20 protein-coding genes, 1 tRNA gene and 1 pseudogene are annotated in these 24240 nt (G+C 65.7%); 4 read left to right on the forward strand and 18 right to left on the reverse strand.

Features of this window, described 5'->3' with window-relative positions:
* Position 1: 1 nt before the first annotated feature.
* The 9 genes and pseudogenes from ACZLZY_RS07975 to ACZLZY_RS08015 form a co-directional block, all read right to left on the reverse strand.
* Entirely contained in the window at positions 2-535 is a 534-nt protein-coding gene (locus tag ACZLZY_RS07975; RefSeq protein WP_472933698.1) for a chemotaxis protein CheD, read from the reverse strand.
* The gene (locus tag ACZLZY_RS07980) at positions 532-921 is read right to left on the reverse strand and encodes a response regulator (protein ID WP_472933699.1); all 390 of its coding nucleotides are present in this window, start codon (positions 919-921) and stop codon (positions 532-534) included. The genes ACZLZY_RS07975 and ACZLZY_RS07980 overlap by 4 nt, the downstream gene beginning before the upstream one ends.
* A gap of 86 nt (positions 922-1007) precedes the next feature.
* Entirely contained in the window at positions 1008-2027 is a 1020-nt protein-coding gene (locus ACZLZY_RS07985) for a protein-glutamate methylesterase/protein-glutamine glutaminase (protein ID WP_472933700.1), read from the reverse strand.
* Positions 2024-2905: a CheR family methyltransferase gene (locus ACZLZY_RS07990; protein WP_472933701.1), complete on the reverse strand. Its 882-nt coding sequence runs from the start codon at positions 2903-2905 to the stop codon at positions 2024-2026. The genes ACZLZY_RS07985 and ACZLZY_RS07990 overlap by 4 nt, the downstream gene beginning before the upstream one ends.
* A 70-nt stretch (positions 2906-2975) precedes the next feature.
* On the reverse strand, positions 2976-3434 hold the full coding sequence (locus ACZLZY_RS07995; protein ID WP_472933702.1) for a chemotaxis protein CheW: 459 nt from the start codon (positions 3432-3434) through the stop codon (positions 2976-2978).
* 2 nt (positions 3435-3436) lie between these two features.
* Positions 3437-5698 (reverse strand): chemotaxis protein CheA, encoded by a 2262-nt coding sequence (locus ACZLZY_RS08000; protein ID WP_472933703.1) that lies wholly within the window; start codon positions 5696-5698, stop codon positions 3437-3439.
* A gap of 117 nt (positions 5699-5815) precedes the next feature.
* The gene (locus tag ACZLZY_RS08005) at positions 5816-6184 is read right to left on the reverse strand and encodes a response regulator (protein WP_472933704.1); all 369 of its coding nucleotides are present in this window, start codon (positions 6182-6184) and stop codon (positions 5816-5818) included.
* Positions 6181-6480, reverse strand: coding sequence for an STAS domain-containing protein (locus tag ACZLZY_RS08010; protein ID WP_472933705.1), 300 nt, complete (start codon positions 6478-6480; stop codon positions 6181-6183). Before ACZLZY_RS08010 ends, ACZLZY_RS08005 begins: the two co-directional genes overlap by 4 nt.
* 115 nt (positions 6481-6595) lie before the next feature.
* Positions 6596-8313 (reverse strand): annotated as a pseudogene (locus ACZLZY_RS08015) (methyl-accepting chemotaxis protein).
* Between the two features lie 320 nt (positions 8314-8633).
* On the opposite strand from ACZLZY_RS08015, the gene ACZLZY_RS08020 reads away from it, so the two are divergent.
* Both ACZLZY_RS08020 and ACZLZY_RS08025 read left to right on the forward strand, forming a co-directional pair.
* On the forward strand, positions 8634-8912 hold the full coding sequence (locus ACZLZY_RS08020) for a hypothetical protein (RefSeq protein ID WP_472933706.1): 279 nt from the start codon (positions 8634-8636) through the stop codon (positions 8910-8912).
* 293 nt (positions 8913-9205) lie between these two features.
* Positions 9206-11527 carry a methyl-accepting chemotaxis protein gene (locus ACZLZY_RS08025; RefSeq protein WP_472933707.1) on the forward strand — a complete coding sequence of 774 codons (2322 nt, stop codon included), beginning with the start codon at positions 9206-9208 and terminating at the stop codon, positions 11525-11527.
* Positions 11528-11619: 92 nt separating this feature from the next.
* Here ACZLZY_RS08025 and ACZLZY_RS08030 read toward each other — a convergent pair.
* Together ACZLZY_RS08030 and ACZLZY_RS08035 are read right to left on the reverse strand one after the other, a co-directional pair.
* Positions 11620-11694: transfer RNA gene (locus ACZLZY_RS08030), tRNA-Glu, on the reverse strand.
* A 99-nt stretch (positions 11695-11793) separates the two neighbouring features.
* Positions 11794-12126 (reverse strand): fimbrial protein, encoded by a 333-nt coding sequence (locus tag ACZLZY_RS08035; RefSeq protein ID WP_472933708.1) that lies wholly within the window; start codon positions 12124-12126, stop codon positions 11794-11796.
* Between the two features lie 90 nt (positions 12127-12216).
* Here ACZLZY_RS08035 and ACZLZY_RS08040 point away from each other — a divergent pair, with 90 nt between their 5' ends.
* Together ACZLZY_RS08040 and rpoH are read left to right on the forward strand one after the other, a co-directional pair.
* On the forward strand, positions 12217-13263 hold the full coding sequence (locus tag ACZLZY_RS08040) for an RluA family pseudouridine synthase (RefSeq protein ID WP_472933709.1): 1047 nt from the start codon (positions 12217-12219) through the stop codon (positions 13261-13263).
* A 236-nt stretch (positions 13264-13499) separates the two neighbouring features.
* Positions 13500-14405 carry an RNA polymerase sigma factor RpoH gene (rpoH, locus tag ACZLZY_RS08045; protein WP_472933710.1) on the forward strand — a complete coding sequence of 302 codons (906 nt, stop codon included), beginning with the start codon at positions 13500-13502 and terminating at the stop codon, positions 14403-14405.
* Positions 14406-14512: 107 nt separating this feature from the next.
* On the opposite strand, the gene ACZLZY_RS08050 is transcribed toward rpoH, so the two are convergent.
* The 7 genes from ACZLZY_RS08050 to glmM form a co-directional block, all read right to left on the reverse strand.
* Entirely contained in the window at positions 14513-16333 is a 1821-nt protein-coding gene (locus tag ACZLZY_RS08050; RefSeq protein ID WP_472933711.1) for a hypothetical protein, read from the reverse strand.
* A gap of 226 nt (positions 16334-16559) precedes the next feature.
* The gene (locus ACZLZY_RS08055) at positions 16560-17852 is read right to left on the reverse strand and encodes an adenylosuccinate synthase (RefSeq protein WP_472933712.1); all 1293 of its coding nucleotides are present in this window, start codon (positions 17850-17852) and stop codon (positions 16560-16562) included.
* A gap of 247 nt (positions 17853-18099) precedes the next feature.
* Positions 18100-19692, reverse strand: coding sequence for a phosphoglycerate dehydrogenase (gene serA / locus ACZLZY_RS08060; protein WP_472933713.1), 1593 nt, complete (start codon positions 19690-19692; stop codon positions 18100-18102).
* Positions 19693-19809: 117 nt separating this feature from the next.
* Positions 19810-20262, reverse strand: a complete 453-nt coding sequence (gene alaE, locus ACZLZY_RS08065) for an L-alanine exporter AlaE (RefSeq protein WP_472933714.1) — start codon at positions 20260-20262, stop codon at positions 19810-19812.
* 30 nt (positions 20263-20292) lie between these two features.
* A complete protein-coding gene (locus ACZLZY_RS08070) occupies positions 20293-21468 on the reverse strand; it encodes a phosphoserine transaminase (RefSeq protein WP_472933715.1) in 1176 nt (391 codons plus the stop codon).
* Between the two features lie 201 nt (positions 21469-21669).
* Positions 21670-22500, reverse strand: a complete 831-nt coding sequence (locus tag ACZLZY_RS08075; RefSeq protein WP_472933716.1) for an outer membrane protein — start codon at positions 22498-22500, stop codon at positions 21670-21672.
* A 270-nt stretch (positions 22501-22770) separates the two neighbouring features.
* Positions 22771-24120 (reverse strand): phosphoglucosamine mutase, encoded by a 1350-nt coding sequence (gene glmM, locus ACZLZY_RS08080; protein ID WP_472933717.1) that lies wholly within the window; start codon positions 24118-24120, stop codon positions 22771-22773.
* Positions 24121-24240 lie beyond the last annotated feature (120 nt).

Consider the following 24240-nt stretch of genomic DNA (forward strand, 5'->3'; position numbering starts at 1 on the left):
ACTAGAAGAGTTCGAGGTCGCCGCCGGATTGCTGGACACGAACCGGCGGTGCCGGCAGCGCTGCGGATTTAACGAGCAGAATCTGCCGAGCTCGGCCGGTGTGCGGCCAGTATTCCAGCCGCCGGCCGTTCTCGCCGCCGACATTGCCCCCGGTGTAGGTGATGCCCTCCATATCCAGGAACTGCTTGGCGAAGGCCGCGTTCTTCGCGCCGATGTCGGACAGGCCGCCGACCGTGCGGGCGCCGCCGAAGAGCTTCGCTTCCAGCCGCTCGCGCCGGGCGCCGAGCTTCAGCAGGCCGTTGATCAAGAGCTCCATCAGGTAGAGCCCATAGCTCTCCGAGCGCGACTGGCCATGCCCCTCACCGCCACCCGGCAGCAGGAAGTGGTTCATGCCGCCGACGCCGGCGATCGGATCGCGGATGCAAGCCGAGACGCAGGAGCCGAGGAGCGTGGTGAGGACGAGGTCCTCGCCGCGGCCCCATTTGGCCTCGCCTTGAATGATGTGCAGGCGTCTTCTTGGTAAGGCGTCAGTCACTGGAGTCTCCCCAGCACGGTTTCGAGGGTCTTCAAAAGCACGGGAGCCGTCAGCGGCTTGATCAGAAAGTTGTTTGCCCCAAGGGCGGCCGCCTTCTGAACCAGCTCGCGGTCGCCGCGACCGGTCAGGATGAAGAACGGGGTCTTCTTGGTCGCGGGAAAGGCGCGGATCGCCTTCAAGAGCTGCAGGCCATCGAGCTTGGGCATGTTGAAGTCCGAGATCACGACATGGCTGGGCGCGGTCATCATCATCTTCAGTGCCTCCTCGCCATCGGCAGCGAAGGCGATCTGACGAATTCCGATCTGGTCCAGCGCGTCGTTGATCAGCATGCGGCTGGTCCTTTGGTCGTCGACCACCAGAACTTTGAGCTGTGCCTTGAAAGCCATGGCTGGCTCCTTTGCATTCTAGAATTGAAGGGTGTCAGACAAGCTCTCGGCATGACGTGCCCGAACTGCAGAAAAAGGTTGCTCGCTTATCCGAATGTTTCCCGCGCGACGTCGCGCAAGGCTACCTGCTGGGCGGCGGCGCCAATGTCGAAGGCAACCCGCGGCATGCCATAGACGAGCGAGGTCGCCTCGTCCTGGGCCATGGTCCGCGCGCCGCGCTCGCGCATGCGCAGAAGTCCTTCGGCACCGTCCCGGCCCATTCCCGTCAGAATGATGCCGGTGGCGCGTCCGTCGAAATTGTCCGCGATCGAGTGGAAGAGACGGTCGACCGACGGCCGGTGCCCGGTCATCGGATTCTCTTGATCGAGCTGCAGCCGCTGACCGCGGCGCCCCTGAACGGTCATGTGCAGGCCGCCGGGCGCGATGTAGACATGGCCGGCCTTCAGTTCCTCGCCATCCTTCGCCTCGCCGACGCTAGCCCGGCAGATCTTGTCGAGCCGGGCCGAGAACGAGGTGGTGAACGCGGCCGGCAGATGCTGGACGATCAGCGTCGGCGGACAGGCCGCCGGGAAATCCGAAAGCACCTGGATCAGCGCCTCGACGCCGCCGGTCGACGACCCGATGGCCACGAGATCCGGCCAGCGGGCGTTGTGGACAGCGTCGGGCCGCTGCAAATGCGGCGCCTTCATCTGCGCGTGCTGCTGGGCCATGCGGCGCTTCGACTTCGCCGCTTCCTTGATCAGCCCCGGCAGGTGGTCCAGCGTGTTGCCGCCGGCGCCGCTGGGCTTCGAGATGCAGTCGAAGGCGCCGATCTCGAGCGCGCGCAAGGTAGCGCCCGCCCCCGGCTGGGTCAGGTTCGAGACCATGATCACCGGTGTCGGCCGCAACCGCATGATCTTCTCGAGGAATTCGAGGCCATTCATCTTCGGCATCTCGATGTCGAGCGTCACGACATCGGGATCCAGCGCCTTGATCATGTCGCGGGCCTCGACCGGGCTCGCCGCCTCGCCGACCACTTCGATCGCGGCGTCCTGAATGAGCGCATGCTTCAGCAGGGCGCGCATGGTGCGCGAATCGTCGACGATAAGCACCTTGACCGGGATCATGCCACCTCTCCCTCGAGCCGGCGGTAGGAAGTCGTGCCCTCGTAGACGAGGTGTTTGGTCGCGGCTCCCGTCAGCCGCTCGGAATGGCCCATGAACAGGAACCCCTGCGGATACAGCTGCTGGCAGAAGCGGTGCCAGATTTTCTCGCGCGTCGGCTGGTCGAAGTAGATCGTGACATTGCGGCAGAAAATGGCGTCGAAGCCGCCCCGCATCGGCCAGGCGCCGATCAGGTTGAGCTCGCGGAAAGAGACGAGCTCGCGCATCGGATCGGTGACCTCCAGGCCGCCTTGCGCCGGTCGGAACCAGCGCTGCTGCATTGGCCGCGGCACCGGCTCCAGCGCGTTCTCGTCGTAGATGCCGGCGCGGCCGAAGGCGACGACGTTGGGATCGATGTCGGAGGCAAGGATCCTGATGTCCCGCTCGGCGGCATCCGGCATCATCGAGAGGATGGTGAGGGCGATGGAATAGGGCTCGTGGCCGTTCGAGCAGCCGGCAGACCAGATCCGAACCCGCCCGCCCCGCTTGGCGGCGTCGAGCAGCGGCGGCAGGACCTGGGCCTTCAGGAACTCGAAATGGTGCTTCTCGCGGAAGAAATGCGTGACGTTGGTGGTCAGGGCCGCCAGCATGGTCATCCGCTCGCTGGCACCCTCCGTGCCGGCGATGTAGCCGCAATATTCCTTGAAGCTGCCGAGGCCGAGCGCCCGCAGCCGCTTGGCCAGGCGCGAATAGACGAGATCACGCTTTGCCGGCACGAGCAGGATGCCGGAATCGTCGTGCAGGATCTTGGCGATGGTCGCAAAATCGCTTTCCGACAGGATGTACTCGTTCGAGCCGCCGCGGTGGCTGGCTTCGGCTCGCTCTGCTTCTGGTCTGGCCATCGGGGCGCCCTTGCGCGAAGTTCAGGCGTCGCCGGGTCGAACCGGACGACGCACCTTGAAGAAGTCAGTGTCAGGCGGCGAGTTCGGTCTGTGGCAGAACCGAGTCGACCGCGATCATCGAGATCATCCGCCCCTCGAAGGCCATAACCCCGCGCACGAAGCTGCGGGCGATCTCGGAGGCGACGTCCGGCGTCGCCTGCAAAAGATCGTCGGTGACGGTCAGGATGTCCGACACCGCGTCGACGAGGAGGCCAACCAGCTGACGGTCGATCCGCACCACGATAACCACCGAACGGGCGGTCGGCACCGTCGGGCCGAAGCCGAGGCGGGCGGCGAGGTCGACGATCGGCAGCACCGTGCCGCGCAGGTTGATAACGCCGACCACGAAATTCGGGGCGTGCGGCAGCGGGGTCGCCGCCGCGAAGCCGCGGATTTCGCGCACCGTGATGATGTCGACGCAGAATTCCTGCTCGCCGATCCGGAAGGCGATGAGCTCGCGCATGCCGGCATTTTCGCTATGACTGTTCATGGTCACTCCGCTGCCTGAAGGTTGTTTGAAAAGAAGCTCGCCTCGAAGCGCGAGGTGGCAGTGACGGCGTCGACGTCGAGGATGAGGGCCACCCGCCCGTCGCCCATGATCGTGGCGGCTGCGACGCCCGGCACATGGCCGTAATTGGCCTCGAGGCTCTTGATCACGACTTGGCGCTGGCCTTGGATGCCATCGAGCAGGAGCGCCGATCGGCTGCCGTTCTCGGCTTCGACGAGGATCGCGACACCGGTCATCGCGTCGGTTGCGCCGTCGCGGTAGCCGAGCTGCTGGGCGACGTCGATCAGCGGCAGGAAGCTGTCACGCACCGAGATCAGCCGCTGGTCGCTGCCAAAGCCGCGCACGTCGCTCGCCTTCGGCTTCAGCGTCTCGATGATGGCGGTGAGCGGCACCACCAGGGTCTGGGTGCCCGCGGAGACGATCATGCCGTCGAGCACGGCCAGCGTCAGCGGCAGGCTCATCGAGAAGATCGAGCCCTCGCCGGGCTTGGAGGCGATGGAAACACGGCCGCCGAGGGCCTGGATCGAGCGCTTGACCACGTCCATGCCGACGCCGCGGCCCGACAGCTCGGACACTTCCTCCTTGGTGGAGAAGCCCGGCAGGAAGATCAGGTTGTCCGTCTCCTCGTCGGTCAGCGCCGCGTCCGGCGGGATCAGGCCCTTCTTGATGGCGATGTCGCGGACAACCGGACGGTTGATGCCGGCGCCGTCATCGGAGATCTCGATGACGATGCGGCCCGAGCGGTGCATGGCGGCGACGCGGACCGTGCCTTCCTCCGGCTTGCCGGCGGCCAGGCGCTTGGCCGGCAGTTCGAGGCCGTGGTCGATGGCGTTGCGGATCATGTGCGTCAAGGGATCCGACAGACGCTCGATGACCGTCTTGTCGACCTCGGTGCCTTCGCCTTCGGTCACCAGCTTGACCATCTTCTTGGTCGCGTCGGCGACCTCGCGCACGAGGCGCGGCAGGCGCTGGAACACCGATTTCACCGGCTGGGCGCGGATCGCCATGACGCTGTCCTGGATCTCGCGGGTCAGCTGCTCCAGTTCGTCGAGGCCGACGGCGACATCGGTGGCGCGGGCAAGCCCGGCCAGCGTCACCCGCTGCGAGAGCATGACCTGGTGGATCACCAGCTCGCCGACGAGGTCGATCAGCCGGTCGACGCGCTCGAGATCGACGCGGATGGTGGCGCCCGGCTGGGCACCGCCGCCCTCGCCGGATGCAGCCGCGGGCGCCGCCGCCGCGGCGGGCTTGGCTGCCTTCTGGGCGGCCGGTTCCTCGGCCTTCACTACGGCAGGCTTTGCGGCAGCGGGCTTGGCCGCCGCCGGGGCCGGCGGGGCTTCCGGATCCTCGGCACCGCCGCCGGCCATGAGGCGGGCGAGAAGCGCCGCGGTCTCGGCGTCGACCGCCTCGTTGCCGCCATCGTCATCCGGGCCTTCCGGGTTCTCGGTGATCAGCGCCTCGATGTTGAGGGCGCAATCGAACTCGGCGAACTCGAAGATTTCGCGGACCGCGTCCTCGCCGACATCCGTGTTCAGCGTGACCGTCCAGGACAGAAAGGCGCTTTCCGGATCGAGGTCGCTGAGGAGCGGGGTTTCCGACGTGTCGCACTCGATGTCGATCGCGCCGAGCGCGGCGAGCTCGCGGATCAGCCGGGCGCTCTCGTTCGCCTTCGCGTACATGTCGGGTGTCGGCTTGAACGTGATGCGGAAGCCGGCCAGCGTGCCGCCCATCAGATCGTCGAAGTCGATCGCCACGGGGACGAAATCGAACCCGTCCATGCCGTCCCCGTCGCCATCGGGGAAGAGCGCGCTCTCGTCTTCTTCCACCGGCTCGGGCACGGCGGCCATACGGGCGCTGGCGGCGCCGGGCACCAGGTCTTTCAGTTCAGCGACAAGAACCTTAGTGCGCGCCGCATCGACCGAACCGCCATCGCGGGCGACGGTGATGAGGTCGGCGAGCACGTCGGCGGCGCGCAGCATGATCTTGACGACGTCGTTCGTCGCCTCCAGCCGGTCCGAGCGAACCTCGTCCAGCGTCGTTTCGAAGATGTGGGCGAAGTGGACGAGATCGTTCAGGTTGAACGCACCCGCCCCGCCCTTGACCGAGTGAACGGCGCGGAAAACCGCGTTGACGGTGTCGGAATCGGCCTCACCGTTCTCCATGGCCAACAGGCCGATTTCCAGTTCACCCAGCTGCTCGACGCATTCCTCAAAGAATGTCGCCCGGATTTCCGCCATCGCGTCCATCGCTCAGTCCTCTTTAGCCAGCTCTCTTGGCCGCGCCGGTCGGCGGGTCGGCCATTCCCGCCGCACGGACGGGATGGTTACGGATGCGGTTTCAAACCTGTCTCGCCGTAGCGAGCGTCAGGCCGCGACGCGCCGAATGGCGTCGACAAGCTTGACGGGGTCGAAGGGCTTGACGATCCAGCCGGTGGCGCCGGCCTTGCGGGCACGGGCCTTCTTCTCGACGTCGCTTTCGGTCGACAGGACAAGGATCGGGATCACCCGGCGGGCCTGCTCGCTGCGCACTTCCTCGATGAACGTCAGTCCGTCCATGCGGGGCATGTTGACGTCGGTGATGATCACGTCCGGGCGGTCCATGCCGTCGAGCACCTCGAGGCCGTGCACGCCGTCCTCGGCCTGCACCACGTTGAAGCCGCTGTCCTCGAGCGCCCGGCGCAGCATCTCGCGCATGGTACGGGAATCATCGACCGTCAGAATGGTCATTTTCATTGTGAAATCTCCTTGTCGAGCAAGCTGTCGAGGCTCAGGCCGAGCAGCCGGAGGCCGCCCTCGAAACCGGGTGAGGCGTTGGTGATGTGAAGCGGAACCGTGTCCGCCTTCCAGGTGACGACGGCCGAAAGAAGCACCTGCAGGCACTGCCCGCCGAGGCTTTCGACTTTGGAGGCATCGATCTCGAGCGCTTCCCCGCGCAGCCCGAGCAATTGCTCATGCAGCGGTGCAGCGGCGGTCAGATCGAGGCGCGCGGGCAGTTCGACGGCCGCGCCCTTTGACGTGTCGCTCGCCATCAGAAGCCTCCAAGGGCGCTGGCTGGCCGAATGGGGGTGGTGTTCAGGCGCATGAAAAGACCTTTCTTGAGGACTGCGCTTCGAGTGTCTTGGGCGGCGGTAGGATCCCGGGCCGTCATTTCCGGGCCCCGAAAGCCTGGGAGACCCGTCTGTTCAGCTGGTGCACCGGCGACCCCTGGCGGGTATGGGCAGCGTCTCCGAGGCTGAAGCCTTCAAGCAGAACCGTCAGGGAGCGGGCCTCCCCGGCCAGTTCGTTGCTGGCCGCGGTCGACTCCTCGACCATTGCGGCATTCTGCTGCGTGCCCTTGTCGATCGTGCCGACGGCAAGGCTGATCTCCTGCAGGCCAGCTGACTGGCTGCGGGCAGATTCCACGATCGAGGACACATGGCTGTCGACCTCGGCCACCCGCCGGCCGATCGACTCCAGCGCCTCGCCAGTCTGGCTGACGAGCCGGACGCCGGCCTCGACCTGGTGGCCGGAGGTCGAGATCAATTCCTTGATCTCCTTGGCTGCCGTCGCCGAACGCTGGGCAAGGCCCCGCACCTCCTGCGCCACCACGGCAAACCCCCTGCCTGCTTCACCCGCCCGTTTGCCTCGACGCCGGCGTTGAGCGCCAGGAGATTGGTCTGGAACGAGATCTCGTCGATGACGCCGATGATCTTGCCGATCTCGTCAGACGATGACTCGATGAGGCTCATCGCCGCGATCGCCTCGCCGACGATCAGGCCCGAGCGCTCCGCATCGGCCCGGGTCTTGGCCACGAGACCGCCGGCCTCGTCAGCCCGGTTGCTCGAGAGCTTCAACGTGCCGGCCATCTGGGTCAAAGCCGCCGAGGTTTCCTCGACCGCCGCAGCCTGCTGTTCGGTACGGCGGGCGAGGTCGTCTGCGGCCGAACGGAGCTGGTCGGCACTCGAATGGATCGCCGTGGCGTTCTCGCTGACCGACCGCAGCGCAGCGTTCAGCTTCTCGACGGACTGGTTGAAATTGATCCGCAGCGATTCCAGCGAGGGGATGAATGCCGTATCGAGGCGCTGGTTGAGGTCGCCCTCAGCCAGTCGTCCGAGGGCCACACCGACCGTGTCGACCGCCTTCATCCGGTCCGTCAGATCGGTGGCGAACTTGACCACCTTCGTCACGGCGCCGTTGTCGTCGAGGATCGGGTTGTAGGACGCCTGGATCCAGACCTCGCGACCGCCCTTGCCGAAGCGCTTGAAGTCCGAGGCCTGATACTCGCCATTGCGCAAGGCGGTCCAGAAGGCCGCGTATTCCGGGCTACGCGCATAGGACGGGTCGACGAACATGCTGTGATGCCGCCCGACGATTTCTTCGGCACGATAGCCGAGGGCGGCGAGAAAGTTGCCGTTTGCTCCCAAAATGTCGCCGCTCGGGGTGAACTCGATGACGGCCTGGGACCGGCCGAGGGCCGCTAGCTTGCCGGCTTCGTCGACGGCGATGCGCTTGGCGGCGGTGACGTCGGCGGCGAACTTCACCACCTTGTAGACCTTGCCGCGGGCATTGGTGACGGCATTGTAGGAAGCCTCGATCCAGACCGCCTCGCCGCTCTTCGACAACCGCTTGAATTGTCCCGAGACGAACTCGCCCGCCGCCAGCCGCTTCCAGAATTCCTGGTATTTCGCCGAGCTGCCATAGGCCCGATCAACAAACATCGAATGATGCTTACCGGTAATGTCAGCGAGTTCGTAACCAAGGACGTGGCAGAAGTTCTTGTTGGCCGTGAGGATCTTGCCGGTGGGATCGAACTCGATGATCGCGAAGGATTTACCCATGGCGTTCAACACGTCGGCAGCACTGGACTGGAAGAATGAAACCATCTGGGACTCCTACGCCAACTGCGCCGTCCTTTAGCCTGCTAACGATATGCGCTAATCACTAAGACGCTTCTAATTTCTTAGGTGACTAAAATGTTTCGTGGGGTAAGGTCTTCGGTAGTCGTCTGCCGTTGCCTCGACGCGGGCCTTGGCGATGTCGCGACATCGCCCGCTAAACACCGCAGTTTCGGTGATGCCATGCGGCTCTCAGACGTCTTCGGTACTCGATAACCCGACGCGGCGGCGCTGACTGAAGGCTTGAATTGGTGTTTTAGCCGGAAGAGCGCATAAGCACGGTTTACCAAGCAAATCAGGGAAAACACATGGCCGGCAGGGCAGCATACGAAGACCGCGTCTATACCGTCGTCGAAACCGTCGAACTGGATGGCGGCATCACGCTGACCGCAGGGCAGTATCCCGGACGGCTGCAATGGACTGAATTCGCCCAGCCGGGCGGCGAGCCGCGGATCGTCAGCAAGCGCTTCGTCCTGCCGCTCTCCGGAGAACAGGTTCTCGCGCTCGGCGGCAAACTTGGCCGAACGCAGAAGCTGCGCGAACTCGATGTGACCAAGCTGATCGCGAGCGGCTCGATTACCGTCTGATCCAGCGCGTCCTTGGCGACCCTCGGCTGCAGCCGGGTTGTCGAAGGTCGTAGGTCGGGTGTGCCGAACGCGTCACCCGACGGCGGCGACGGGACGAGCAAGTTGAACCTGTGAGACCGACCCCGGGTCGGAGGGTCGTGGCGTCCGCATTGTCCCCGCCGTCTCGCCCGACCCGCCCTAGAGGCATTTTTAATTTTAGCCGGCTATCTTTGCGGAAGGTCGAACTTGCTTGGCGCGTCCCGACGCGCAGCATCACGCCCGATGACTTCACCCTCTTTCGAGGAGCGAATGGCATGATGTTCACCTCCCTGGCGCGGCGCGTTTCCGTTGCCTCGCTCATCGGCGGAGTTGGCGCCGTCATGGTCGTCGGCCTCGCCATCGTCGTCGGTGTCGCGCTCTATGGCATCAAGACGGTGGGCATCGGCGGTCAGCACTACCGGATGGTGATTGCCGGCAAGGACCTCGTGGCTGACATTCTGCCGCCGCCCGAATACCTGGTCGAGGCCTATCTGCAGATCACTCTCCTGCGGAACGGCAACGGGGACCGCGCGGCCGAGATCGCGCGCCTTGGAAGGCTGCGCAGGGATTTCGACGACCGGCGGGCCTACTGGCAGGCTTCCGACATTCCAGAAGCCCTCAAGACCTCCCTGACCCAGGTGTCCGGGAGTGAAGGCGACAAATTCTGGCATGAGACCGAGACGGTATATCTGCCGGCTTTGAGCCGCGGCGACACGGCGTCGGTGGCGACCTCCTACCAGACCCTCGGCGAAATCTACGACCGGCACCGTGCCGTCATCGATGCCATCGTCACCGACGCCAACGTCTGGGCGTCCGGTGTCGAAGCGGCGGCGACGGCCCAGACGCCGGTGTTGACCTGGCTCGTCGCCACGACGGCGGCCATCCTCCTCGTCATCGTCGCCGGGGTCTTCCTGCTGATCCGTCGCACCATCGTGCAGCCCGTCAGCGACGTGGCGGCCTCGCTGTCGCGCCGGGCGGTCTCCTCGCTGCAGGGCGAGATCGCGACCCGGACGCAGTCCAGCCTGGAAGCCAACCTGACCGCGCTCCGGGAAAAGCTGTACGCGCACGGCAAGCCGCACCAGATCGGCGACCAGCTCTACTTCGGCGAATACCTCGTCAACGGGGCCAACGACATCGTCGACGACGTCCAGCGGCTGCATGGCGGCAAGGCGACGGTCTTCCACCGGACGACGCGCGTGGCGACGAATGTCCAGCAGGACGACGGCACGCGGGCCCTCGGCACGACCCTCGCGGCAGGACCAGCGCTAACCGCGATCTTTGAACAGTCGAAAATGTACCGCGGCGACAGCGATATTCTCGGCACGACCTATATCGCGCTTTACGAGCCCATCATCAGCGGAACCGAGGTGATCGGCATTCTCTTCGTCGGCGTTCCCAAGGAGACGCCGGCCGACAGGCTGTCCGAATTGGGCGGTGCGGCAGTGCGCAACGAGATCCTGCAGATGCAGACCGCCCTCGCCGTGCTGGAGAAGGCCATGGCGGCGAAGGACATCTCGGAGAACCAGGCGATGGACCAGCGCTACGGCGCGACCGACAGGGCCCGGCAAGCGACGGCAACCGCCCAGAGCCATGCCGCCGACCAGCGCCTTGTCGTGCTGGCCCTCTCGACCGCGCTGAAGCGCCTCGCCGAGACCGATCTCACCCATAGCATCGACACCGAGTTCCCGGCCGAGTACCGCGACCTGCAGCTGAACTTTTCCGCCGCATCGACGATCCTGCGCGACACCTTGCGCACGATCAGCGACAAGACCTCGACCATCTCGGCGGTCACGGGGCAGATTGCCGAGGCGAACGACGACCTCTCCCGGCGCACGGAGCAGCAGGCGGCCAGCCTCGAGGAGACCGCCGCCGCCCTCGACCAGATCACCGCCAATGTCCGGCGCACGGCGGGCGGCGCGACCAAGGCCAGCGAGATCGTCGCCGCCACGAAGGTCGACGCCGAGCGCTCGGGCGAAGTCGCGCGGCAGGCGGTTGGCGCGATGAGCGGCATTCTCGAATCGTCGAAGAAGATCGGCAACATCATCGGCGCGATCGACGAGATCGCCTTCCAGACCAATCTCCTGGCCCTCAATGCCGGCGTCGAGGCGGCGCGGGCGGGCGAAGCCGGGCGCGGCTTTGCCATCGTTGCGCAAGAGGTCCGCGGCCTTGCCCAGCGGTCGGCGCAAGCCGCCAAGGAGATCGAGACGCTGATCGCGGCATCGAGCCTGCATGTCGACGAAGGGGTACGGCTCGTCGGCGAGACCGGCACGCTCCTGGAGCAGATCGTCGGCCGGATCAGCGAGATCAGCGGGACGATCGCAACCATCGCGGTGGCCACCAACGAACAGGCGACGGGCCTCGGCGAGGTCAACATCGCCGTCGGCCAGTTGGATCAGTTCACCCAGCAGAACGCGGCCATGGCGGAAGAATCGACCGCGGCGGGACAGGGACTGGCAAAACAGGTGGCGGAACTGACGGCGCTGATCGCCCGGTTTAGAATCGAGGCGCCCTCGTCATCCGCCGCGCGTGCGCTAGGCACCGCCACGTCAGCCGGTCGCCGCTCGGCCGCCTCCCGGACACCGCGACTCGTCGCCTAGTCCGCAGCGGTCGAATATCACCATTTGGCACGGCTTTCACGATCACAGCGAAAACGGATACAAAATGCAGAAGCTATTTAGATGGGGGAGCCTGGTACGCCCAAGGGGAATCGAACCCCTGTTTACGCCGTGAGAGGGCGTCGTCCTAACCGCTAGACGATGGGCGCGTGACCAGTGACGCGGATATAGCCAGAGGCTTTCGGGATGGCAACCCCCTTTTTGCCGACCGGCGGATGGGATGTGGAAAAACCCTGAAACAGCGGCGGTCAGGGCGCAGAGATGCGGTAGCGGGCGGTGATGATGCCCGTGGCGAGATCGACCCGGACGAGGTCGTCCGCACCACCCGAAAGCCGCAGCAGCGCCTCGCCGCCATCCAGCGCCATGCTCTCGATTCGGCTGCCGGCGGGCAGCTGCAGGGCGATCTCGGCCGTACTGGGAACGGCGCGCGTCTGGTTGATCTTGTAGACAACGGCGCCGAGCACCGCCATAACGCCGATCAGCATGGTCGCCACGGCGACCGCCAGCAGCCGCACCATTTTTCGGCGCAGGCGCTCGGTGGCGGGATCGAGCGGGGCCTCGTCGTCGGGCAGGTCGGTCATATCAGTCGCTTTCTTTCCGTCGCCCCTAATGACCCTTCCGCGCGCGGCCGAAGCGGGCGCGGGCCATCGGGGCCGCCGAACTGTCCCGCCATGTCGGAGGATTTCATCGTTACCGGTCCTACAATCCCCGAAGATGCAGAAGCAAGCAGCTTCACCGTCGATGCCGCCTCGAGCGGGCTGAGGCTCGACCAGTTTCTCAGCGCACAGTTTCCGGGCGTGCTTTCGCGCAGCCGTATCCAGGCGCTGATCGAGGCCGGCGATGTGACGGTGGGCGGAGCCCCGGCGCGCGTCACCAAGCGCAAGGTGGCGGAGGGAGACGTCGTCGAGATGCTGGTGCCGGAAGCGGTCGATGCCGACCCGCTGCCGGAGAACATCCCGCTGTCGATCCTCTACGAGGACAAAAGCTTCGTCGTCGTCGACAAGCCGTCGGGGCTGGTCGTGCATCCCGGCCCCGGCAACTGGACGGGCACGCTGGTCAACGCCCTCCTCCACCATTGCGGCGACAGCCTCTCGGGCATTGGCGGGGTGAAACGGCCCGGCATCGTCCACCGGCTGGACAAGGACACGACCGGCGTCATGGTGGTCGCCAAGACCGACATCGCGCACCGCTCGCTCGCAGAGCAGTTCGCCGCGCACGGCCGCGACGGGCGAATGCGGCGGGCCTACCGGGCGCTGGTCTGGGGCGCGCCGCTTCGCCGCAGTGGTTCGATCGAGGCCGCGCTCGGCCGGTCGAACACCGATCGCACCAAGCGCACCGTCGTCGCCGCCGATCGGCCGGACGCCCGCGAGGCGATCACCCATTTCGACGTCATCGCCCGCTCGTCGCCCGGCGAGGATACGCTGGCCTCGCTGGTCGAATGTCGGCTGGAGACCGGCCGAACGCACCAGATCCGCGTGCACATGGCCCATATCGGCCACCCGCTGATCGGCGACGAGACCTATGGGGGAGGGTTCATGACCAAGGTGAACAAGCTGGAGCCATCGGAGCGTACCGTCGTCGAGGCTTTCGGGCGCCAAGCCCTGCATGCCTTCCAGCTGGGCTTCGAACATCCGGTCACCGGGGAACCGATGCTGTTCGAAAGCGATATCCCTCTGGACATGCGCAATCTCGCCTCGGCCCTTGGAATGACGGTTTAATCCCGATGCCCTGCCAAGGCGTCTTCGGCCTTTGAACAAGCAAATGCGCACGATCATGTGAAAGGGACTGGCGGTTTTATACCGACCGGTCTATTTAAGAAGACACGCCGTATTTCAGGCGCGAACTTTTGCGATGTCATGAGGACATCGAGTTGGCCGGGATCGGCGGTGACGCGGTCCAGGGCACGGTCGGCCTCAGAAGAGGCGGCCGGTCACGTCAAGGAGGGTGCAGTTTCATGGCCCAGTCCAATCTGCCGAGCATAGCCTCGGGCGAAGGCGGTCTCAGCCGCTACCTCGAAGAAATCCGCAAGTTCCCCATGCTGGAACCGCAGGAAGAGTACATGCTCGCCAAGCGCTATGCCGAGCATGACGACCGCAAGGCCGCCCACCGCCTCGTGACCAGCCATCTGCGATTGGTGGCGAAAATCGCCATGGGCTATCGCGGCTACGGCCTGCCGATCGGCGAAGTCGTCTCGGAAGGCAATGTCGGCCTGATGCAGGCGGTCAAGCGCTTTGACGCCGAGCGCGGCTTCCGCCTCGCGACCTATGCGATGTGGTGGATCAAGGCCTCGATCCAGGAATACATCCTGCGCTCGTGGAGCCTTGTGAAGATGGGAACGACCGCCAACCAGAAGCGGCTGTTCTTCAACCTGCGCAAGATGAAGTCGAAGATCCAGGCGTTGGAGGAAGGCGACCTGAAGCCCGATCAGGTGGCGCACATCGCGACGCAGCTCGGCGTCAGCGAGGAGGAGGTCATCTCGATGAACCGCCGCCTCTCCGGCGACGCCTCGCTGAACGCGCCGATCCGCGCGACCGAGGGCGAGTCCGGCGAGTGGCAGGATTGGCTGGTCGACCAGTCCGAGAGCCAGGAAGCGATGCTCGTCGAGCAGGACGAACTCGACCAGCGGCGCAGCATGCTGCACCGCGCAATGGACGTCCTCAACGACCGCGAGCGCCGCATTTTCGAAGCGCGGCGGCTGTCGGAGGATCCGCTGACGCTCGAGGCCCTGTCGGACGAGTTCGACATCAGCCGCGAGCGCGTGCGCCAGATCGAAGTGCGCGCCTTCGAGAAGGTGCAGAAGGCGGTGAAGGACACCGCCGAAGCCGCTCAGCGGCAACTGCGGGTCCTCGAGCCGGCCTGATCAACGGCCATCCGACGACAGATACAAAAAAGGCCCCGATCTTCGGGGCCTTTTCTTTTGGCGGGACTTTTCGACCCGGATCACAGCGCAAAACGCCGGCGCGAGGCTTAGGTCTTGGCGGCCCAGGCGTCCATCGCCTGCTTGAACACGCGGTCGCCCGGAATGCCCTTCTCGATCGAAATCAGCGCCCGGCGTCCGCTGGAATAGGCCAGCGGAATGTCGATCCACTGTTCCTTGCCGAGCAGACCGAGATTGGTCTGCGTCGCCTGTGCCAGATTGTTCAGCGCGACGATGAAGAAGCCGTCCGAGATCTTGCCGGCGACGCCGATCAGCGGCTCGCCGCGGGCTTCCTCCGTCGGCTTCAGGGCGAGGCGCTGCACATTGGCGATCTGGCCCCCGGCAAAGTTCGCGGGCACGTCGAACATCATCTCGATGACGTGGCTCGCCGGCAGCGTGTCGTCGGTGTTGCGGCGGATGGTCATGGTCAGCCGGAGGTTCTCCTCCGGCACGTCGGCAACGGCCCGGATCGCCGGCTCCGGCGGGGCCCCGTCGCTCGGTGCCTCCTCGACGACGCTCCAGACGACGTTGCCGCCGCGCTGCGAGCCTTGCTCGGTCTCGGTCCGCTCCTCGTAGAAGACAGCCTTCTGCGCGACCGCGGGCACCGCGGCGTCGCCGGGCGTCAGCGCAGCCGAACTGGTGGCGGGCGCAGGCGTCACCTCGGCAGCGGCCGGCGGCACGTCCGCTTCGGCTTCGGGATCAGTTCCTTCCGAATCGGCCCCTTCCGGTGCGGCGTCCTCCGGCGCTGTCGCTTCGGGCGCTGTCGAGACTGGCGGCACCAGCGGCACCGGCGTCACGTCCGGCGAAGCCGCGGCGATGTTGGTGCCCTCCCCGAAGTCCGCGCCTGTGCCGGCACCGGGGCCTTCGTCGACCTCGGTCCCGTCCGGCAGCAGCCGCTGCGTGAAACGGCGCTTGGGTGCGGCGGTGCCGGTGCTAGTGCCGGTAGCGGACGGCGGCACGAGGGCTGCGACTTCGCCGCCATCGACGGTCGCCGGCGTCGAGGCGGAGGTGCCGGCAGACGGCGTCGCCGTGGCGGTCGCCGTCGTGGCGGCCGTGTTCGGCCCCACCAGCATCGCCTCGAGCTGGTCCTTGTAGACGTAGGCAAGCGCTGCCGCGCCGCCGAGTCCGATGACCACGGCGATGCCGGCCAGCGCCGGGGAGCGGCTGCGGGTCTTCTGATTGGGACGCCGGCCATTGGCATAGCGCGGGGCGGCGACGTCGGCGACGGGAATGGCGGAGGTGTCTAGCCCCGAAGCGCCGGTCGGCCGGGCGCCCGGCGACGGCATCATGCCCTCGGCGCTCGGCTCCCGCCGCTCGGTCGGGCGGTTTGTGCGGACCTCGGTCCGCGGGGCGTCAAGGCCACCACGGCCGGCATCGGGGACGCGCGGCGCGTCAGGCTCGCCGCGCACCGGGTCGCGCCGCGGGTCGGCGCGCATGGCAAGCTCGCTGCCGCTGCTGGTCGCCGTCGGCCAGGCCGGCTTCTGGACGCCTGCAGACGGGCGAGGGCCACGATCGACATGCGGCAGCGGGGCGGACGGCGCAGACGGTGTAGTGACGGGCGCCCTCGGCGGCGGCGGAGGCGTCGCCGCCCGCGGCTCGATCACAGGGGCTGGCGGCTTCGGAGCCACCGGCGCCGGCGCAGGAACCGGCGCTTCTTCCTGGCCGAGATAATGATCTTCGGTGCGGTCGATCGCGTCGGCCAAGGCCGAGCGGCGGGCCTCGATCAGCTCCTCCGCGAGCGGAGGATTGGCGGCAGCGATCTGCCGCTCGATCGCAGCGCGGGCCTTGTCATAGACCTTGGCCCGCAGTTCGGGCGATGCATTCGGCAGGCCATCGATCGTCTTGCGCAGAACCGCGCTCAAATCCGCCATGGATCGCAGCCCCTTACTGATCGTCTAGGTATTTGTTGCAGATGCATATTTCGACGTCGACCCTACTGCATATCACCAGCGACCGAAAGCGCGGCTGCCGCTGCCGGTGCGGCTTGCCGGTCAGTACATCATCGCTGCAAAAACCGGAATCGATTTTCGACAAGTTCTCTGCAGCATCAATGTGTTCGATCACAGGCAGCTTGCGTCAGGCCGACCCGAAGCAGCCTTAATCCTGGAAGGGATCACGGACGAGAATGGTGTCGTCCCGCTCCGGCGAGGTCGACAGCAACGTCACCGGACAGCCGACCAGTTCCTCGATCTGGCGGACGTACTTCACCGCCTGCGCCGGCAGGTCGCTCCAGCGGCGCGCGCCGGCGGTGGTTTCCTTCCAGCCTTCCAGCGTCTCGTAGATCGGCTCCAGCCGCTCGGTCGCGCCGAGCGTCGCAGGCAGGTAGTCGATCTCCTTGCCGTCGAGGCGGTAGCCAACGCAGATCTTCAGCTCGTCGAGACCGTCGAGCACGTCGAGCTTGGTCAGCGCCATGCCGGTCATGCCGTTGATCGCGACGGCTTGGCGGACCAGCACCGCATCGAACCAGCCGCAACGACGCTTGCGACCGGTGACGGTGCCGTACTCGTGTCCCTTCTCGCCGAGGAAATCGCCGATCTCGTTCAGCTGCTCCGTCGGGAACGGGCCTTCGCCGACACGGGTCGTGTAGGCCTTGGTGATGCCGAGCACGAAGCCGAGGCTGCCGGGGCCCATGCCGGAACCGGCCGAAGCCTGACCCGCGACGGTGTTGGACGACGTCACGAAGGGATAGGTGCCGTGGTCGATGTCGAGCATGGTGCCTTGCGCGCCCTCGAAGAGGATGCGGTCGCCAGCGCGGCGGCGGGTATCGAGAAGCTTCCAGACGTGGTCGATATAGGGCACGATCTCGTGGGCAACGCTGGTCAACTCGTCGAGAATCGTCTGCGCCGACACTTCCTCGACGCCGAGGCCGCGGCGCAGCGGGTTGTGATGGGCGAGCAGGCGCTCGACGCGCTCGGGCAGGATCTCGGAATCGGCGAGGTCCATGACGCGGATGGCGCGGCGGCCGACCTTGTCCTCGTAGGCCGGACCGATGCCGCGACGGGTGGTGCCGATCTTGGTGCCGGTGTTGGCGTTCTCGCGGATCGCATCGAGCTCGCGGTGAATCGACAGGATCAGCGAGGCATTGTCGGAAATGCGCAGCGATTCGGGGGTGATCTTCACGCCCTGAGCGCCGAGCCGGGTCTTCTCAGCGACGAAGGCATGCGGATCGAAAACCACGCCATTGCCGATCACCGACAGCTTGCCCGAGCGCACGACGCCGGAAGGCAGCAGCGAGAGCTTGTAGGAGACCCCGTCGACCACCAGCGTGTGGCCGGCATTGTGGCCGCCCTGGAAGCGGACGACGACATCGGCACGCTCGGAGAGCCAGTCGACGATCTTGCCCTTCCCCTCGTCGCCCCACTGCGATCCGACGACGACGACATTGGCCATGCAACTCTCCTCCGGGCAGGTCGCCCTCTCCTGCATCGCACCCCGGCCTCAGGCCATGGAAAACGACGCCGCCCGATGTTCGGCCGGATGAGGGCTCAGAACGGGGCTTCGCAAAACGGCCGGACTATAGTCAGGGAGCGCCGGGGAAGCGAGGGCACAGCGAGCGTTTTCCGCCCGCATCCCCCGCGATCTCGCCAGCTGAAGCGGGAGGGACAGGACGCCCCTCCCCCAACGTTATTCAGCTTGATCAGATGTCGAAGGACAAGAGCTTCGCCTGGCCGATCTTCTTCAGCCCGCGGATTTCATCCATCACACCTTCCGACAAGGGCTCGTCGAGATAGAGGATGGCGATGGCGTCACCGCCCTTCTCGTTGCGGCCGAGATGGAAGTTGGCGATGTTGATGTCGTTGCGGCCACAGAGCGAGCCGAGCTCGCCGATGATGCCGGGCTCGTCCTTGTTGGTGGTGTAGAGCATGTGGCGGCCGACCTCGGCCTCCATGTTGATGTCCTTGATCTGGATGAAGCGCGGCTTGCCGTCCGAGAACGAGGTGCCGGCGACCGAGCGCGAGAACTTCTCGGTCGTCACCGTCAGCTTGATGTAGCCGTCGAAGACGCCCGACTTGTCGCGCCGGACCTCGGAGACGAGGATGCCGCGCTCCTTGGCCATCAGCGGCGCCGAGACCATGTTGACCGACTGCATCAGCGGCTTCAGCAGGCCAGCCAGCGCCGCGCTGGTCAGAGCGCGGGTGTTCATCGTGCCGGGCGCGCCGTCATAGACGATCTCGACCGACTTGATCGGGTCCTCGGTGACCTGGCCGACGAAGGAGCCGAGGATTTCCGCGAGCTTGACGAAGGGCGTCAGGAGCGGAGCCTCCTCGGCGGAGATCGAGGGCATGTTGAGGGCGTTCTGCACGGCGCCGGAAATGAGGTAGTCCGACATCTGCTCGGCGACCTGCAGCGCAACGTTCTCCTGGGCCTCCTCGGTCGAGGCGCCGAGATGCGGCGTGCAGACGACGTTCGGCAGGTTGAACAGCGGCGAGTCGGTCGCCGGCTCGGTCTCGAATACGTCAACGCCGGCGCCCGCCACCTTGCCCGACTTGATGGCGTCGGCGAGGTCCTGCTCCACGACGAGGCCGCCGCGGGCGCAATTGATGATGCGAACGCCGTCCTTCATCTTGGCGATCGCCGCGGCATCGATGATGCCGCGCGTCTTGTCGGTCATCGGCGTGTGCAAGGTGATGAAGTCGGCGCGCTGGAACAGCGTCTCCAGCTCGACCTTCTCGATACCGAGCTGTGCGGCGCGCTCGGAGGAGAGGAAGGGGTCGAAGGCGATGACCTTCATCTTCAGGCCGACGCCGCGTGCCGCAACGATGGCGCCGATGTTGCCGCAGCCGATGATGCCGAGCACCTTGCCGGTGATCTCGACGCCCATGAAGCGGTTCTTCTCCCACTTGCCGGCCTGGGTGGAGATGTCGGCGGCGGGCAGCTGGCGGGCGACGGCGAACATCAGCGCGATCGCATGCTCGGCGGTGGTGATCGAATTGCCGAAAGGCGTGTTCATCACGATGATGCCCTTCCGCGAGGCAGCGGGGATGTCGACATTGTCGACGCCGATGCCGGCGCGGCCGATCACTTTCAGCTTGGTCGCGGCGGCGATGAGCTTCTCCGTCACCTTGGTGGCGGAGCGGATGGCGAGGCCGTCATACTGGTCGATGACGGAAAGGAGCTTGTCCTTGTCCTTGCCAAGGTCCGGGATGTAGTCGACCTCGACGCCGCGGTCCTTGAAGATCTGGACGGCGGTGGGGGAGAGCTGGTCGGAAACGAGAACGCGGGGGGCCATTGATCTATCCTACCGGTTTGCTGGGCGGTGCCAGCGCTGAAGAGTAAGCACCCGGGGGGTGCTGTTATGAATCGTGGGACAGCAGGCCGCGGACAGCCTTGCCGAGTTCGTTGAGAGTCAGCCGCCGAGCGACATAGGCTTCTGTCCGGGACCGTCGACGCCGAACAGGCGGCGCACCAGATCAAGCCAGAGACCGTAGGGGCGGCCGAGAACCAGCATGAGGACCGCGAAGCCGAGCGTACCCTTGACGATCGCCTGCCCTTCCGCGCCGCCGGCCACGATGATCGCGACGTAGATCGGCACCTGGAAGATCAGCAGCGCCGCGGTATCGGCCGCGAAATGGCCTGTTCGCGATGACGGTGCTGCCTTCGCCATGATCCAGCTTCGCCAGAGGCCATATGGCCGCGCCGTCACCACCATTAGCAAGGCACCGATCGAGCGCGATACCAGTACTTCATCCCAGGCCATGCCGGCCACGAAGCGCTCGTTCAGTCCGCTGGTGACCGTGAAGAACAGCACCAGGGCCAGTGTGTCGGCGATGAAGGAACGGACGCGATTGGAAAGCCTCATGGCGATACCGCGCCTCTAGCGACCGCAGCTCTACGCCGCCTGAGCCAGTGTCGCCTTCTGCGCTTCGTAGGCATAGGCCAGCCAAGGCATCAGCGCCTCGACGTCCGACGCCTCGACCGTCGCGCCGCACCAGATGCGCAGGCCCGGAGGGGCGTCGCGGTAGGCGCCGATGTCGAGAGCGACGCCCTCCTTCTCCAGCATCGCGACGACGCCCTTGGCGAAGGCTTCCTGCGCGTCGGCGGGCAGCGCGGTGATCGCCGGATCGACGAACTGCAGGCAGACGGACGTGTTGGAGCGGATCGCCTTCGAGGTCGCGAGGAAGCCGAGCCACGGGTTCGCCTCGACGAAGCGCTCGATGACCGCAAGGTTGGCGTCGGCGCGGGCCTTGAGACCATCGAGGCCGCCGACCGTCTTCGCCCAGCCGAGTGCATCGAGATAGTCCTCGACGCAGAGCATCGAGGGAGTGTTGATCGTCTCGCCTTTGAACAGGCCCTCGATCAGCTTACCGCCTGAGGTCATGCGGAAAATCTTCGGCAGCGGCCAGGCGGGCTTGTAGGTGAGCAGCCGCTCGACGACGCGCGGGCTGAGGATCAGCATGCCGTGCGCGGCCTCTCCGCCCAGCACCTTCTGCCAGGAGAAGGTGACCACATCGAGCTTGTCGTAGGGCAGGTCCTGCGCGAAGGCTGCCGAGGTCGCGTCGCAGATCGTCAGGCCCTGGCGGTCTGCCGGAATCGCGTCGCCGTTCGGCAGGCGAACGCCGGACGTTGTGCCGTTCCAGGTGAAGACGACGTCGCGGTCGAAGTCGACGGTCGCGAAATCGACGATGTCGCCATAACCGGCTTCGAGGGTGCGCACGTCCGACAGCTTCAGCTGCTTGACCGCATCAGTCACCCAGCCAGCGCCAAAAGATTCCCAGGCGACGAGATCGGTGCCGCGGGCGCCGAGCAGCGACCACATGGCCATTTCGACCGCGCCAGTATCGGAGGCGGGAACGATGGCAATGCGATAGTCGGCGGGCACGCCGAGGATTTCGCGGGTTTCGTCGATGGCTTGTTGGAGCTTGGTCTTGCCGATCTTGGCGCGGTGCGAGCGGCCGAGCGCTGCATCTTCCAACGCCTGGAGCGACCATCCGGGGCGCTTGGCGCAAGGGCCGGACGAAAATCGGGGATTGGCCGGACGCAGGTCCGGCTTCGCGGTATTGGTCATCTCTGCTACCCTCACAGATAGATTGCATCCCGTTGGGGGGATGTGTCCCACTGATCGGGCTATGCTTCTCCAGGGCCGCCGTCAAGCGTCAGTTTTGTGAAGCCAGAGATTTCAGGGGGCGTCTCGCCTCACCTTCCCCAAAGCAAAACGGCAGGAGTTTCCCCCTGCCGTTCCCTGTCCGGTTCTGGTCCGACGCTTGGCCTAGAAGAGCGAGTAGCGAAGGCCGGCGGTGATGGTGTGACGGTCGAAGCCGTTGTCGCGGCCCTGGACGCCCGTGGCGCCGAGGCCAGCGGTGAAGTCGTCGAAGGCGAACATGTCGCCGTCATCGACATTCACGTAGCGGTAGCCGACGTCGAGCTTCAACGACTGGGTCAGGTCGTAGGAAGCGCCCGCCATCAGAGCGTAGGCGAAGCGCCAGGAGTTCTCGCCGTCCAGCGTGATGGTGTCGAAGTCCTGGCCGGCCGCATAGTTGGTCGACTTGAAGTCGTCGTAGCTGACGTTGACCGCACCGACGCCGCCGCCGACATAGGGGGTGAAACCGGCAAAGGTGCCCATGTCGACATAGGCGTTCGCCATCAGCTCCCAGGCTTTGGCTTTGCTGGTCTCGACCGAGCCGCAGAAGCCGAGCTGGCAGTTTTCGCCCTCGTTGCGGCCGTCGACGTCCGCCTGCCAGTAGTGCGCCGTCAGATCGCCGCGGAAGTAGTCGGTAAATTGGTAACCGAAACCGAGACCGACATCCGGGCCGGCGTCGAACTTCCAGCTGTCGTAATCCTGGGTGTCGTAGCCGGCGCCGCAATCGACGCCGCAAGCCACCGAGCCCGGAGGAGCGTAGGTGCGGTAGTTGCCGTCGGTCTTCGACTTGAAGTCGTAGGAGACGTCGCCGCGGAGGTACCAGCCCGAGCCGATCTCGACCGGCACGATCTCCGGCACTTCGTCATAGACCGGCTCGATCATATCGGCCGCCAGAGCGGCGTTTGCGAGGGGAATGAACCCGACAACGCCCAGCATCAGTACCTTGATAAGCGTCTTCATCGCCGTTGCTCTCTTCCTCTGACAACCTTGCACCGGGACATCCCCGAACTGACTGGCTGCAATGTGGAGGAGAAGTCTTAACTGGAGATTAACTGTGTTTGTTTACCGCGTTCGTTAGCGAAGGTTAAAGCATAGGGAGCCAAAGATGGCCCCCGCTGTTGCCGCGCCGCTACTTGGCGCGAAGCGCGCACCGGGCGACGCCGGCAAACGCGCCAGGCGCCCGGTTCGGGTCTCGTCATTCATCGATGAGGTAACGTCGCTGCGCGCGACCTAGGCGGCAACCTGACCGAGCGCGCCGACGATATCGTCAACGACACTGCGCACCAGCAAGGGATCGTCACCCTCGGCCATGACCCGGATAAGGGGCTCGGTGCCCGAGGGGCGGATGACCAGCCGGCCCGAATTGCCAAGCCGCTCGCGCCCGGCGGTGATTGCCGACTGCACCTGTGGCTTTTCGAGCGGCTCGCCGGTGGAGAAGCGGACGTTCTTCAGGATCTGCGGCACCGGCTCGAACTTGCGGCAAGCCTCCGACACCGGACGTCCGCTCTTGCGCACCACGGCCAACACCTGCAGGGCCGAGATCAGGCCGTCGCCGGTGGTGCCGTAGTCCGACAGGATGATGTGGCCGGACTGTTCGCCGCCGACATTGTAGCCGTGCTGGCGCATGTGCTCGACCACATGGCGATCGCCGACCTTGGTGCGGGCCAGGGCCATGCCATGGTCGCCGAGGAAACGCTCAAGCCCGAGATTGGACATGATGGTGGCGACGATGCCACCCGCGGCGAGCCGGCCATCCTCCTGCCAGGACTCGGCGATGACCGCCATGATCTGGTCGCCGTCGACGACCTCGCCGTTCTCGTCGGCGATGAGCACGCGGTCGGCGTCGCCATCGAGCGCGATGCCGATGTCGGCGCGCACTTCGCGCACCTTGGCGCAAAGCGCAGCCGGGCTGGTCGAGCCGCAGCCCTTGTTGATGTTGACGCCGTTCGGGTCGACGCCGAGCTTCACCACCTCGGCACCGAGCTCCCACAGCACTTCCGGCGCCACCTTGTAGGCAGCCCCATTGGCGCAATCGATGACGATCCTGAGGCCGTCGAGCGTCAGCGTCTTCGGCAGAGTGCGTTTGGCAAATTCGATGTAGCGGTCACGGCCGCCATCGTCGTAGCGCTTGGCGCGGCCGAGCCGCTCGCCGGTCGCCAGCTGCCGCGACATGTCCTCGCCGACGAGGTGCTCGATCTTCGCCTCGATCTCGTCCGACAGCTTGTAGCCGTCCGGACCGAACAGCTTGATGCCGTTGTCCTCGAAAGGGTTGTGCGAGGCGGAGATCATCACGCCGAGATCGGCCCGCATGGACCGGGTGAGCATGGCGACAGCCGGCGTCGGCATCGGGCCGAGCATGAGAACGTCCATGCCGACGGACGTGAAGCCCGCGCAGAGGGCCGGTTCGATCATGTAGCCGGAAAGCCGGGTGTCCTTGCCGATCACCACGCGGTGGCGATAGTCGCCGCGGCGGAAGGCGATACCGGCGGCCATCCCGACCTTCATCGCGATCTCGGCCGTCATCGGATAGGTATTTGCGGTACCCCGGATGCCGTCGGTACCGAAAAACTTCCTCGTCATGGCTTTTCCTTGCAAAGGGTCGAGACGTCTGCCGCCGAAGGAGAGGCTGTAAGGCGCCGAGCATGCCGCAAAAAGTAAAATAGAATGTCAGTATATCTCGCTGGCCTTATCGCCGCGAGC

This window comes from Mesocryomonas lacus (genome assembly GCF_055730135.2).

What these genes read in the sequence shown, in the direction of transcription:
- ACZLZY_RS07980 (WP_472933699.1), bottom strand. Translation starts at nt 921, where the DNA reads ATGGCTTTCAAGGCACAGCTCAAAGTTCTGGTGGTCGACGACCAAAGG.
- ACZLZY_RS07985 (WP_472933700.1), bottom strand. Translation starts at nt 2,027, where the DNA reads ATGATCCCGGTCAAGGTGCTTATCGTCGACGATTCGCGCACCATGCGC.
- ACZLZY_RS07990 (WP_472933701.1), bottom strand. Translation starts at nt 2,905, where the DNA reads ATGGCCAGACCAGAAGCAGAGCGAGCCGAAGCCAGCCACCGCGGCGGC.
- ACZLZY_RS07995 (WP_472933702.1), bottom strand. Translation starts at nt 3,434, where the DNA reads ATGAACAGTCATAGCGAAAATGCCGGCATGCGCGAGCTCATCGCCTTC.
- ACZLZY_RS08000 (WP_472933703.1), bottom strand. Translation starts at nt 5,698, where the DNA reads ATGGACGCGATGGCGGAAATCCGGGCGACATTCTTTGAGGAATGCGTC.
- ACZLZY_RS08005 (WP_472933704.1), bottom strand. Translation starts at nt 6,184, where the DNA reads ATGAAAATGACCATTCTGACGGTCGATGATTCCCGTACCATGCGCGAG.
- ACZLZY_RS08010 (WP_472933705.1), bottom strand. Translation starts at nt 6,480, where the DNA reads ATGGCGAGCGACACGTCAAAGGGCGCGGCCGTCGAACTGCCCGCGCGC.
- ACZLZY_RS08020 (WP_472933706.1), top strand. Translation starts at nt 8,634, where the DNA reads ATGGCCGGCAGGGCAGCATACGAAGACCGCGTCTATACCGTCGTCGAA.
- ACZLZY_RS08025 (WP_472933707.1), top strand. Translation starts at nt 9,206, where the DNA reads ATGATGTTCACCTCCCTGGCGCGGCGCGTTTCCGTTGCCTCGCTCATC.
- ACZLZY_RS08035 (WP_472933708.1), bottom strand. Translation starts at nt 12,126, where the DNA reads ATGACCGACCTGCCCGACGACGAGGCCCCGCTCGATCCCGCCACCGAG.
- ACZLZY_RS08040 (WP_472933709.1), top strand. Translation starts at nt 12,217, where the DNA reads ATGTCGGAGGATTTCATCGTTACCGGTCCTACAATCCCCGAAGATGCA.
- rpoH (WP_472933710.1), top strand. Translation starts at nt 13,500, where the DNA reads ATGGCCCAGTCCAATCTGCCGAGCATAGCCTCGGGCGAAGGCGGTCTC.
- ACZLZY_RS08050 (WP_472933711.1), bottom strand. Translation starts at nt 16,333, where the DNA reads ATGGCGGATTTGAGCGCGGTTCTGCGCAAGACGATCGATGGCCTGCCG.
- ACZLZY_RS08055 (WP_472933712.1), bottom strand. Translation starts at nt 17,852, where the DNA reads ATGGCCAATGTCGTCGTCGTCGGATCGCAGTGGGGCGACGAGGGGAAG.
- serA (WP_472933713.1), bottom strand. Translation starts at nt 19,692, where the DNA reads ATGGCCCCCCGCGTTCTCGTTTCCGACCAGCTCTCCCCCACCGCCGTC.
- alaE (WP_472933714.1), bottom strand. Translation starts at nt 20,262, where the DNA reads ATGAGGCTTTCCAATCGCGTCCGTTCCTTCATCGCCGACACACTGGCC.
- ACZLZY_RS08070 (WP_472933715.1), bottom strand. Translation starts at nt 21,468, where the DNA reads ATGACCAATACCGCGAAGCCGGACCTGCGTCCGGCCAATCCCCGATTT.
- ACZLZY_RS08075 (WP_472933716.1), bottom strand. Translation starts at nt 22,500, where the DNA reads ATGAAGACGCTTATCAAGGTACTGATGCTGGGCGTTGTCGGGTTCATT.
- glmM (WP_472933717.1), bottom strand. Translation starts at nt 24,120, where the DNA reads ATGACGAGGAAGTTTTTCGGTACCGACGGCATCCGGGGTACCGCAAAT.